Raw genomic sequence first — 11,204 nt, forward strand, 5'->3', positions numbered from 1 at the left:
CAGCGCACGCCCGCGCAGCGCCTCGATCGTGGCCGCCGACAGGTCCACGATCTCGTAGCGGGCGAACGTCCCCTCGCTCGTGGACACGTCCGCCCCCTCCACAACCGCCCCCGTCGTCGGGCCGGCCGCAGGCAGAAGCGAGGTACAGCCCGACACGAGGCAGGCTGTCAGGGCGGCCAGGGACGCCTTACGAAGCATTGTTACTCTCCTGACCGGACCGCGCGCAGGTGCGATCCGGCGACGACGCCCGCCTCGGTCACGGCGCACGGGCGGCGCCATCGTGTTCGATGAAACGCGATCCCGAGGTCGCCCGTGAGGGGACTGGGATCACGGCACAAGCCTCCGAGCGGTGGCCGCGTCGGACGATAGCGGCAAAACGCTGCGATCGGATTAACGGATCGTGCACCCAGGCAGGCTCCGACCGGCCCATGCCGGATCCGGCCGCCTATCCATCACCAATGCGTCACGAGGGTGGCAAAGCCAAGCTCTCCCCCTCTCCGGGGAGCGCAATGATCTGACGGAGTTGACGCCCGAGCTCCGCTGCCGTGAGGTCGCGTCGGGCTCCCCCCCCGCCGGCATCCGGTCCGAACCGGAAGATGGCGTAATCCGTCGCCGTGCCGCCGAAACCGGGCCGGCAATTGGGAAGGGCCGGAGCATGATCGCCGAACACGCAGAGGGTGGCCCGCAGGCCTTCCAATCCGGCGAGGAGGGCTTCCACGGCCCGGCCCGTGTTGCGTACATGGGTCAGGTATTGTGCCAGCGGGTCGTCGATACCCGGCAGACGCCCCGGCTTCCACGGCCCGTGGTTCTCCATCGTGATGCCGTACAGGAACAGGGGGCCGCTGCGCGCGCAGACTTCCGCCAGCACGCGGTCGGCCATCGCCGCGTCGCCGACATAGGGTCCCACCCGGGGTGCCTCGGAGAAGTCGTCCTCCATGATCAGGCGATCGAAGCCGAGGCGTGTCACCACCGCGGCGCGGTTGAAGAAGTCGCGGTGGAAGGGATGCACGAAGACGGTCTCGAACCCCGCATCGCGGGCGCGCAGGGGCAGGCTCGTCGGCTCGTGGCCACCATGGGTGAGGTAAGGGTCGAACACACCGAACCCGAGATCCTCGGCATCGGTGCCGGTCAGGACCGCGTGCTCAGTGCGCATCGTGTAGGCCCCGTGGGCCGGCACGCGCAGCCGCCCGTGGAGGGTGGCGCGCTCGCGGATGATCTCCATCAGCGGCAGGGGCGGTCCGCCGAGGCGCACCGGATCGAGGAAGGATTCGAGCTGTACCACGACGATCACGGGTGCGTCGGCTCGCTGGATCGGGGTCGGGAGAGCCACTCCCCGTTCGATTCGGCGATGGGCGCGCCAACGAAGGGCATAGCCGAGCAGCGTGGCCGGAAGCCCGAACCGAGCGATGTCGACGTCCAGTGCCGGCGCCGGAAACAAGCGCGCGAGGGCGGCGGCGGCCTTCCCCTCCCCCGAGAGCACCACGCTGCTGACCAGCATCAGCGGGAGGGCCAGGATCGCCAGGACCGCGACGCTCGGCTCGGCCGGCAGGATGGTCGGCTCGATCGCATACCAAGCGGCGACCACTGTGAAAGCGACGATGAGCGGCCCGGCCATGCGAGGGTCGCTGAGCGGGCGGGTGTAGTAGAGCTCCGGATGGCGCGGCACCTGCCGCAGGAGGGCGAAGTCGCTGAACACCAGCGGTTCGCCGATGATGCCGCGTTTGAGCCGGCTGACGATGGTGAGGATCAGAATCGTCAGGACGCAGGAGACGCCCGCGAGCCAGGGACGCCAGGAGAACTGAAACCAGAACGCCATCACCCATTCGTAGCCCGTGAGGCGGATCGCGAGGTCGCGGGGACGCAGGCTCACGGGCCGCGCCTGCCCACCCTCGCGGGCCTCGATGGCCAGACCGAGCAGCAGGGCGAGGGTCAGACTGAGAAGAAAGGTCATTGCGGCGTCAGGGCTTCCGGTCCGGAAATCGCTCGACGCCGCGCTTGGCGCGAAGGCGTCGGATGAGAGGATTCAGCAGAGCGTAGCGCATCCGCATGGTGAGAATCCCCGTTCGACTCATGGCGAGGCGCGAAGGACCGGCCGCATCGCGAGCGGCGGCGAGGCGATCGAGGAGGCGCTCGGCCGAACACGGCTTGAGAGTGACCGGATCGAGGTAAAGCGGGTAGAGTAGGAGGGCGCCCGCCACGAGTTCGTCGAGCGCGAGCCGGCGCCCCCGATCCGCGCCCGGGGCCAGATCCTCGGTCAGGCCCCATCCGGCGTAGAACGGACGCCCGTGGACCGCGACGGTGCGGCCGCGGATCAGGGCTTCGAAGCCCGCCAGCGAGGTCATCGTCTCGACGTGGTCGACCCGGTCGAGCAGATCCACGATGGAGAGCCCACCGACGATCCGGTCGGCTAGGGTGAGAGCCTCGGCCTCCGGGATTGCACCGGTCCGGAACCCGGCCTCCACATCGGGATGCGGCTTGTAGAGCAGGAACGCGTCCGGGTTCCGGGCCCGGGCGGCTCGCAGCAGATCGCGGTTCGAGCGCACCACCGGGGAGCCGTGCATCACCGAGGCGTCATCCTCGACCTGGCCGGGGACGAGCACGATCCGGCGATCGCGCGGCCAGTCGCCGGACTCGTCGGTGAGACCGACATTGTATTTGGTCAGGCGGCGGGCGATCACGAGTTCGCGCAGGGCCTTCGCCCGCGCGACGAGGTCCGGCGGGAAGGTCGACGTCCGCAGGAGAAAAGCGAGCCGGCTCTCGGTCCGTGGATCGTAGTAGATCCCGCGATCGTCGACGACGATCGAGGCGCCGGGGGCGAGGCCGGCCCCGAGGCCCACGGAACGCAGAAAACCGTCCTCGATCCGCGCGAGAGGCACGCCCGCTTCGGCGCAGAGCGGCCCCAGCCGTTCCGGCATGCGCGTGGCCCAGACCCGGACCTGGGCCTGGTGCGCCCGTGCGGCGGCCACGGCATCCTCCGCCGTCATGGTGTGGATCGGTGGTCCCTGCGGACCAACCATGAATGCGTCGAGAACCGGACGCTTCCAGCCCGAGATGCCGACCAGCACCGTCCGTGTCTCGTTGTCGGCGAAGCGGTCGCGCAGCCATGCGACGCGGTCGAGGCAATCCCCGAACCCGATCGGGGCCCGCGTCCAGGGATCGAAGTAGTGGATCCCCGTGCCGTAGCGCAGAACCACGAGCTCCTGCGTCGTCGGAGGTGCGGACATGTCACCCGGACGGCCGACGTCGCACCCGGCGAGACGCGCCTCGCAGGCCGTCGCCCAGTCGTCGACGAAGACCTGGCGAACCTGTTCGAACAGCGCCCAGGGATCGACCGGGGATGGGATGACCCGCAAGTGCGGAGAGAGGCTCGGCGACAGGTCCGCGCATCCGCTTGAGCCGGCAACGAGGAACGTCCTGTCCGGGTGCGCCGCCAGCACGCGCATCACGAAGGCCCGAAGGCGGGCGCAGGAGTGGGCGACGGCGCCCTCGGCGAGGATGAGGGACGGATCGGCGAGACCGGACAAGGCCTCCGAGATGGCCTCGACGGTCCGGCGGGAGAACCGATTCCGTCCGAAGGTACGGGCGCGCAGCAGCGCCTCGGTGTCGACCTGCCCAAGACAGGTTGCGTGGCCAGCGTGGTCGACGCGGAGGCTCGCCATCCCCGTGCCGGGCGTGTCGTAGGGAGACAGCAGGGGACCCGGTCCCACGATCACGGGACGTGCCAGGCGCTGCGCGACGCTGCGAAGAACGCCGGAATGCCACACCACCGGCGCCGCCCCCGGACGCCAGCGGGAGGCGAAGGGGACGTCCAGCGCGGTCGAGATCTCGGATCGCAGCGCGTGAACGCGTCCGCCTGTGGATAAGAGGGATGACGGCAGGGTCGAGGGCATGCGCACTTTCGGATCGACGTAACCGGCCGCTGCCTTAGCATCTTCGGGGGCTCCGAGGGGCGTGAGTCGGGAGAGAGCGCTCGCCCGGGCCGGGCAGCCGCCCCGCAGGGAGCGTTGCCGTAAAGGCACAGGCCACCGGAAATCCATTCCGGCCCTACGAGCGCCCAATTGCTGGGATGGGAGTCCCGTGCGACGGATTTGACCGTCCAGGGTGGCCCGCCATTGAACGGGCGCAGGAGCAGGCGTCGGAGAGAATGCTTCAGCCCCGCGCAGACATGCATCGCGACGGACAGGCGACGTTCCTCTTCCTCCAGGGACTCGCATCACCCTTCTTCGCAGACCTGGGCCGCGCCCTGGAGGCGCGCGGCCATCGGGTGCGGCGCATCAATTTCTCGTCCGGCGACTGGCTGTTCTGGCGCCTCCCCTCGGACAATTACCGGGGCCGCTTCGACAAGTGGGGCGCCTACGTCGCGGACTACGTCCGCACGCACGGCGTAACCGACATCGTGCTCTTCGGAGATTGTCGGCCCTACCATGTCGCCGCCACGGCCGCCGCCCAGCCCTTCGGCGTCCGATTCCACGTCTTCGAGGAGGGCTATCTCCGGCCGAACTGGATCACCTGCGAGCTCGGCGGCGTGAACGGCAACTCGGCGCTGCCGAAGACCGCGGACGAGATCCGCGCCGTGGCCCGCCGCCTGCCGCAGCCCGGCCGCGCGATGCCGTCGAGCGGCGACATGGCCCGGCGCAGCCTCTGGGACGTGGCCTACAACATCGCGAATTTCGGCTTCCCGTACTTCTTCCCGCATTTCCGCAGCCACCGGCCGCATCACATCGCGGTGGAATATGCCGGCTGGATCAAGAAGTTCGCCCGGCGCGCCCATACGCGACGCGAGGCGGCACGACTGAACGAAGCCTACACGGCGATCGGCGTCGACTACTTCCTGCTGCCGCTCCAGCTCGACAGCGACTACCAGATCCGCGTCCATTCCCCCTTCCTGGGGGTCGAAGGTTTCATGGATCGGACGATCGCGTCCTTCGCCGCCCATGCGCCGGCGCCGACCCGCCTGCTGATCAAGCTGCATCCCCTCGACAGCGGCCTGATCAATTGGCGCAAGTACGCCCGCCATTCGGCGCGCCGGCACGGGGTCAACGACCGCCTGGACATCATCGACGGCGGCGACCTGCCCAGCCTGATCGCCGGCAGCCGCGGCGTCGTCCTGATCAACAGCACCGTCGGCATGCTGTCGCTCGAACTCGGGCGCCCGACCTGCGCCGCCGGCAATGCGATCTACAATTTCCCCGGCCTCACGCATCAGGGCGGCGTGGACTCGTTCTGGACGGCTCCGACGCCGCCCGACGGCCCCTTGATGGCGGATTTCCGACGCGTCGTCCTGCACCGCTCGCAGATCAACGGCGGCTTCTTCTCCCGCCCGGCCATCGAGCGAGCGATCGCCGGCACCATCCCGCGGCTGGAAGCGACGCTCCCGGCCGCGGCCCTGGCCGCGGCCCGCGCGATCCGGGCGGAGGACAGCGAGCCCCAGGAACTGGCGCCGGTCTATTGATCCGGTCCGGCCGGGCGCGCTAGCAGTCCCGATGCCCGTCATCCTGATCACCGGCGCGTCCAGCGGCATCGGCGCCGCCCTCGCCCGCCACTACGCCGAAGCCGGCACGACGCTGATCCTCCAGGGTCGGGACCGGACCCGTCTCGAGGCGATCGCCGACGCGTGCCGCGCAAAGGGGGCCGCGGTCGAGACCCGGCGCCTCGACATTCGCGAGCGGGCATCCGTTGCAGACTGGCTTCAGGGCGCCGACCGCGCCCATCCCCTCGACCTCGTCATCGTCAACGCGGCGATCAACGGCGGCGATCCCGGCGGGAACGTGGAGACCGAAGCCATGGCGTTCGAGACCGTGGAGGTGAACCTCCTCGGCGCCCTCAACGTCGCCCTGCCCTGCGTGACCCTGATGCGGGCCCGCGGCCACGGGCAGATCGCGCTGATCTCGTCACTGGCGGCCTTCGCGCCACTCCCCGACGCGCCCTCCTACAGCGGAACCAAGGCGGCGCTGCTCGCGCATGGTCTGGCGCTGCGGGAGAAGCTGAAGCCGCACGGCGTGCGCATCAACGTCGTCACCCCCGGCTACGTGAAGACCGCCATGGGCGGCGAGTACCAGGGCTGGCGTCCCCTCGAGCTCAGCGCCGAGGACGCGGCGCGGCGGATCGCGCGCGGCCTGGCCAAGGACCGGGACATCGTCGCCTTCCCGTGGATCCTCGCGGCGGGCGCGCGCGGCGCAGCCCTGCTGCCGGAATCTCTGCGACGTCTCGGCATGAGCGGTTTCAAGTTCAAGATCCGAGTCGGGCGGTGAGCCGCCCCCGGATCGCGCTGTTCGTGCTGGAGGCCCTGCCGAACGCCCGCGCCGTGCGCCGCTTCGTCGGCGACCACGCGACGGAGATCGCCTTCGTCGGCCTGTCGAACGCCGAACGACCGAGTTCCGGCGGCCTCGTGGGACAGGTCCGGCGCCATCTCGCGCGCTCCGGCCCGGCGATCCTGCCCTATCTCGGCGTCAATTTCGGACTGCCCGATCTCCTCGCGCCGCTCTCGCCGCTGACACGCCGGCTGACCGGCGCCAACAACTCGGCGGGTGCCACGCCCCTGAAGGCGCTCTGTCGCGAGCTTCGCATACCGACGCTGAAGGTCGACGACGTCAACGGTCCGGAGGTGGCGCAGGCCTTCGCGCGGCACACCCCCGATCTCATCGTTACCTTCCATTTCGACCAGATTCTTTCCGGCCCGACCCTGATGCGCGCACCGCTGGGCGGCCTCAACGTCCATCCCGGCCTGCTGCCGCGCCATCGCGGGCCCGTGCCGACCATCCACGCGCTGGCGGAGTCCGAGCCGGCCTTCGGGGTGACGCTCCATCGCCTCGCCGTCACGATCGACGCCGGCGCGATCCTTTCGCAGGAAGCGGTCCGCCTGCCGGAGGATACGACGGCGACCCGCGCCTCGGTGATCCTGCACGAGCACGGGCGGGTCCTGCTCGACCGAGCGCTCGCGGATCTCGCTGACGGAGGACTTCCCGCCGGGACGATCGCGCCGGTCCTGCCCTATTGCCCGTTCCCGGACCGGACCCTCCTCAAGACACTGCGCCGCCAGGGCCGCAAGCTCACGGACGGGCGGGACCTGAAGGACGCCCTGGCCTTGAGCGCCCGGGCCTGAACCGGCGCCCGCCTCCTGCGAAGCGGGCGCCGGGCCGTCGTCTTATCGCGAAAACTTCTTGTACTTGATCTTCTTCGGCATCAGCGAATCGGCGCCGAGGCGACGCTTCTTGTCCTCCTCGTAATCCGAGAAGTTGCCCTCGAACCACTCGACGTGGCTCTCGCCCTCGAAGGCGAGGATGTGCGTAGCGATGCGGTTCAGGAACCAGCGATCGTGGCTGATGATGACGGCGCAGCCCGCGTAATCCTCCAGCGCCTCTTCGAGGGCCCGCAGGGTCTCCATGTCGAGGTCGTTGGTCGGCTCGTCGAGCAGCAGAACGTTGGCGCCGCCCTTCAGGGTCCGGGCGAGGTGGACGCGGTTGCGCTCACCGCCCGAGAGGGTGCCGACCTTCTTCTGCTGGTCGGAGCCCTTGAAGGCGAAGGCGGCGCAATAGGCCCGGGAATTGATCTCGCGCTTGTTGAAATAGATGATGTCGTTGCCGCCGGAGACCTCCTGCCAGACCGTGGCGTTCGGATCGAGCGCGTCGCGCGACTGGTCGACGTAGCCGAGATGGACGGTTTCGCCGACGGAGATGGTGCCGCCGTCCGGCTTTTCCGCACCGGTGATCATCTTGAACAGGGTCGTCTTGCCGGCGCCGTTGGGGCCGATCACGCCGACGATGCCGCCGGGCGGAAGCTTGAACGAGAGATCCTCGATCAGCAGACGATCGCCGAACGCCTTGTTGAGGTGCTCGAACTCGATGACGTTGTTGCCCAGGCGCTCGTCGATCGGGATGACGATCTGCGCCGAGGCGTCGATCTTGTCCTGGGACTTGGCCACCAGCTCCTCGTAGCGGGTGATGCGGGCCTTCGACTTCGATTGGCGGGCCTTCGGCGAGGCGGCGATCCACTCCTGCTCGCGGTTGATCGCGCGCTGGCGGGCCATGTCCTCGCGGCCCTCCTGCTGGAGCCGCTTCTGCTTCTGCACCAGCCAGGCCGAGTAGTTGCCCTCGTACGGGTAGCCGCGGGTCCGGTCGAGCTCGAGGATCCATCCCGTGACGTTGTCGAGGAAGTAGCGATCGTGGGTCACGATCAGGATCGCGCCGGGGTACTGACGCAGGTGGCCTTCGAGCCAGTTCACCGTCTCGGCGTCGAGATGGTTGGTCGGCTCGTCGAGGAGCAGCAGTTCGGGCTCCCACAGCAGCAGCTTGCACAGGGCCACGCGGCGGCGCTCGCCGCCCGAGAGGGTCGCGACGGGCTGCTCGTCGCTGGGGCAGCCCAGCGCCTCCATGGCCTGGTCGACCTTGGAATCCAGCTCCCACAGGTTGGCGGCCTCGATCCGGTCCTGAAGGGCGGTCATCTCGTCCGCCGTCTCCTCGGAATAGTTCATGGCGAGTTCGTTGTAGCGGTCGAGCAGCGCCTGCTTCTCGGCGACGCCCTCCATCACGTTCTCGCGCACGGACTTGTTCGGATCGAGCTGGGGCTCCTGCGGCAGGTAGCCGACCCGGGCACCCTGGGCGACGAAGCCTTCACCGGTCCAGTCCTTGTCGATGCCCGCCATGATCTTCAGCAGGGTCGACTTGCCCGATCCGTTGATGCCGAGCACGCCGATCTTGGCGTCCGGGTAGAAGGACAGGTTGATGTTATCGAGGACTTTCTTGCCCCCCGAATAGGTCTTGGTCAGACCCTTCATGTGGTAGATGAATTCGCGCGCCATAATGGTATCCCTGTCGTGTCGGCGGCCCGGCGCGCCCTGCGCCTCGGCCATCGGAATCAGCGTGTGCAGTGTTGCGCGGCTGCATCCGGTCGAACCGGACGGCGTGCCGCGCCAAGAGCGCCGATGCGGTCGGACCTCGGGCGCTCGCCGTCGTCGAACCGCTTCGCGTGAGAGTGTTGCGCCGGAGTATCAGGGCGGCGACCGACCGGCAAGAACGGGGCCGAGAAGAAGGGCCGAGATCCCGGCCTCAGGCGAAGGGGTTCTTCACCGTGTCGGCGGACCGCGACTCCTCCGCGACCTGTTCGGGCAACGGCGCCGCCTCCAGGGCGGCCACGATGGCGGCGAAGGCCGCTGCGAGGGCCCGGGCCCGCTCCAGCCCGCGCGCGTCCCGCGCGAGGTCGAGACTGCCGTGGATGGCGATCCGATCGCGGCCGTTCTCGACGGAGAGACCGCCGATCGTCTGGACGGCCGCGTCGTCCGCGAAGGGCGCGAACCGGACCGGGCTCGTCTCCGACCGCGTGTCCGACGACCGGTCTGGGTCATGGGGGGCACCCGTCTTCGGCATCGGAACACCCCCCCTCAGAAGATGGCACGCATCAGATCGCGCCAGAGACGCCGCAAGGCGCGATGCAGCTGGTCCTTGGCCCAGGACTCGAACGAATCCGTTTGGGGCGCCCGGCGGCGCGGACGCTCGTCGCCTTCGGGCTCGCCCCGGGAATAGGCCCGCGGCTCCGGCAGATCCATCGCCCGTACCTTGGCGGTGGAGACCAGCATCGGAAAGACGTCGAGCCCGGACACCGTGCGCAAGGTGTCGACGGAGACGGCCTGCCAGGGCGGATTATCCTGATTCGCCATCAGGTAGGCGCCCGCCTCCCCGGTGGCCGGGTCGTAGAGCGCCTTGAAGAGCTGGGTCGGCACCAAAACGCGCCCGTTGATCGCCTGGACGGCATCGCCGGAATAGATCGGTCCGGTCACGACGTAGAGCGTCCCGCGTCGGGTGGCGAGACGCCGGACGCTCTCCTCGATCGCCGCCCAGAGCCCGCGATTGAGGGCGCGGTCCTGCGGGACGATGTTGGCGAGACTGAAGGACTGCGCCTGGGCCGCGCCGGTCGGCATGTCGCCGGCCGGGGCCATGTGGCCGCGGTCGTATCCGCTACGGGCATAATCATCGAGCCGCGCCCGGTCGGCCGCCGGCAGCGCATCCTCGTCATGGAAGGCGTCGATGCGGTCGACCCGGCGAGCAGCCGCGACGCTGTCCCGCGTCAGGCGCTCGGCGGCGTAGAGCGGCGTCCGAGAGAGGCCGGAATGGAGCACCGCGAAGGCTTCGTAGCAGAGCGGCACGGCGCGTTCGGCCAGTTTCGGGTTGATGATCTCCGGCCGGCGCCCCTCCGCGAACGCGTCGGCGCAGCCCTCGGCCAGGGCCGCAACCGGTGCGACGCAGAGCCAGGCAGACAGCAGCAGGAGGCGTGGACTGACCATGGATCGCGTGGGCTCAAAAGCATACGCGGACTTTGCGGATCCCCTGTGGGGTCGCCCGCGTGCGATAGCCGCAGGGCCGACCGAGGGTACCCTCGAAGGGACGCACATCGCGATCGGCCGGACCGGGTCCTGCCTGGACGCCGCAGGTGCCGGGTGTTCCGCACGGGAACGTGAAGGGCTCGACCGGCGCGTGTCGGCGCACGAGCGACGGGTCGGCGGTACGGCCCGCCGCCCAGGCGGAACCGCTCGCGAGTGTCGCGATCACGGCGAGGCCGGCGGGAAAGCGGAGGAGCGACATGGCCTGCCTCGATGCGGGATCGGCGGACGGGAAAAGACGATCGCACCGTTGATCGGAACGAGCGGTGGGATTACCTGCCGGAGTTCAGGCGTTGGCGCCAGCATCTCCACAGTCACGGCGCGGCGACGGATCGGTCTCCCGCGCTTCGGATTTCGGAATGGAATTGCAGACCGCGCGCGGTCTGTGGGAAAGCGCAAGCGCCCCCTGGCGTGGCAATGCCGCGTAATGACGTTATAAGTGCGATCGAAGGGCCCCGGTTTCGTCTTGGGGCATGCATCGTTCGAGGGTCGGTCCGCGCAGAGCGTTGGCGGCGGGCCGGATCGAGCGGGTGCCAGCAAACGAACGGGTGTGGATTCAGTGTCACGGCAAGAAACCTCGCAAGAGAAGACCTCGCAAGAGAAGACCTCGCAAGACAAGATCGCGCCGGAGCGGGCGCAAGCGACCGCGGTGACCGCGTCGGAGGCGACGGCGATCCTGGACGGCTTGGCGGAGCCTTCGGCGCTGCGTCTGTTGCCGGAGAGCCAGCTTCAAGCGGTGGCGGACGCGGTGCGCACCGAGATGATCGACGCGGTCTCGGTCACGGGCGGGCATCTGGGCTCCGGGCTCGGCGTGGTCGAGCTGACGGTGGCG

9 protein-coding genes and 1 pseudogene are annotated in these 11,204 nt (G+C 69.3%); 4 read left to right on the forward strand and 6 right to left on the reverse strand.

All coding sequences use genetic code 11. The annotated features are described in order from the left end of the window. The 3 genes and pseudogenes from ASF41_RS16580 to ASF41_RS16590 all read right to left on the reverse strand — a co-directional run. Nucleotides 1-198: pseudogene (locus tag ASF41_RS16580) on the reverse strand (sugar transporter); the annotation flags it as partial. 265 nt (nucleotides 199-463) lie between these two features. Then, nucleotides 464-1,951 carry an LTA synthase family protein gene (locus tag ASF41_RS16585; protein WP_056495095.1) on the reverse strand — a complete coding sequence of 496 codons (1,488 nt, stop codon included), beginning with the start codon at nucleotides 1,949-1,951 and terminating at the stop codon, nucleotides 464-466. Between the two features lie 7 nt (nucleotides 1,952-1,958). Beyond that, nucleotides 1,959-3,890 (reverse strand): capsular biosynthesis protein, encoded by a 1,932-nt coding sequence (locus ASF41_RS16590; RefSeq protein ID WP_056495099.1) that lies wholly within the window; start codon nucleotides 3,888-3,890, stop codon nucleotides 1,959-1,961. A 254-nt stretch (nucleotides 3,891-4,144) separates the two neighbouring features. On the opposite strand from ASF41_RS16590, the gene ASF41_RS16595 reads away from it, so the two are divergent. From ASF41_RS16595 to ASF41_RS16605, 3 genes are read left to right on the forward strand one after another with little or no spacing between them, the layout of a single operon-like run. Next, complete coding sequence (locus ASF41_RS16595; RefSeq protein ID WP_056495101.1) at nucleotides 4,145-5,452, forward strand: capsule biosynthesis protein; 1,308 nt, start codon at nucleotides 4,145-4,147, stop codon at nucleotides 5,450-5,452. Nucleotides 5,453-5,483: 31 nt separating this feature from the next. Continuing rightward, on the forward strand, nucleotides 5,484-6,251 hold the full coding sequence (locus ASF41_RS16600) for an SDR family oxidoreductase (protein ID WP_056495102.1): 768 nt from the start codon (nucleotides 5,484-5,486) through the stop codon (nucleotides 6,249-6,251). Continuing rightward, a complete protein-coding gene (locus tag ASF41_RS16605) occupies nucleotides 6,248-7,102 on the forward strand; it encodes a formyltransferase family protein (RefSeq protein ID WP_056495103.1) in 855 nt (284 codons plus the stop codon). Before ASF41_RS16600 ends, ASF41_RS16605 begins: the two co-directional genes overlap by 4 nt. Before the next feature lie 42 nt (nucleotides 7,103-7,144). On the opposite strand, the gene ettA is transcribed toward ASF41_RS16605, so the two are convergent. The 3 genes from ettA to ASF41_RS16620 all read right to left on the reverse strand — a co-directional run bounded on the left by ettA (nucleotide 7,145) and on the right by ASF41_RS16620 (nucleotide 10,276). Next, on the reverse strand, nucleotides 7,145-8,797 hold the full coding sequence (gene ettA, locus ASF41_RS16610; protein ID WP_056219775.1) for an energy-dependent translational throttle protein EttA: 1,653 nt from the start codon (nucleotides 8,795-8,797) through the stop codon (nucleotides 7,145-7,147). Between the two features lie 247 nt (nucleotides 8,798-9,044). Continuing rightward, nucleotides 9,045-9,362: a hypothetical protein gene (locus ASF41_RS16615; protein ID WP_244479685.1), complete on the reverse strand. Its 318-nt coding sequence runs from the start codon at nucleotides 9,360-9,362 to the stop codon at nucleotides 9,045-9,047. Nucleotides 9,363-9,376: 14 nt separating this feature from the next. Further along, nucleotides 9,377-10,276: a DNA/RNA non-specific endonuclease gene (locus tag ASF41_RS16620; protein ID WP_056495106.1), complete on the reverse strand. Its 900-nt coding sequence runs from the start codon at nucleotides 10,274-10,276 to the stop codon at nucleotides 9,377-9,379. Nucleotides 10,277-10,991: 715 nt separating this feature from the next. On the opposite strand from ASF41_RS16620, the gene ASF41_RS24105 reads away from it, so the two are divergent. Beyond that, a partial coding sequence (locus ASF41_RS24105) for a 1-deoxy-D-xylulose-5-phosphate synthase N-terminal domain-containing protein (protein ID WP_280138151.1) occupies nucleotides 10,992-11,204 on the forward strand: 213 nt, incomplete at its 3' end.

The sequence above is a fragment of the Methylobacterium sp. Leaf111 genome (assembly GCF_001423285.1).
In the GTDB taxonomy this organism is placed as follows: domain Bacteria; phylum Pseudomonadota; class Alphaproteobacteria; order Rhizobiales; family Beijerinckiaceae; genus Methylobacterium.

Excerpts from the sequence above, each read along its gene's own strand:
- ASF41_RS16585 (WP_056495095.1), bottom strand. The coding sequence starts at position 1,951 with ATGACCTTTCTTCTCAGTCTGACCCTCGCCCTGCTGCTCGGTCTGGCC.
- ASF41_RS16590 (WP_056495099.1), bottom strand. The coding sequence starts at position 3,890 with ATGCCCTCGACCCTGCCGTCATCCCTCTTATCCACAGGCGGACGCGTT.
- ASF41_RS16595 (WP_056495101.1), top strand. The coding sequence starts at position 4,145 with ATGCTTCAGCCCCGCGCAGACATGCATCGCGACGGACAGGCGACGTTC.
- ASF41_RS16600 (WP_056495102.1), top strand. The coding sequence starts at position 5,484 with ATGCCCGTCATCCTGATCACCGGCGCGTCCAGCGGCATCGGCGCCGCC.
- ettA (WP_056219775.1), bottom strand. The coding sequence starts at position 8,797 with ATGGCGCGCGAATTCATCTACCACATGAAGGGTCTGACCAAGACCTAT.
- ASF41_RS16615 (WP_244479685.1), bottom strand. The coding sequence starts at position 9,362 with ATGCCGAAGACGGGTGCCCCCCATGACCCAGACCGGTCGTCGGACACG.
- ASF41_RS16620 (WP_056495106.1), bottom strand. The coding sequence starts at position 10,276 with ATGGTCAGTCCACGCCTCCTGCTGCTGTCTGCCTGGCTCTGCGTCGCA.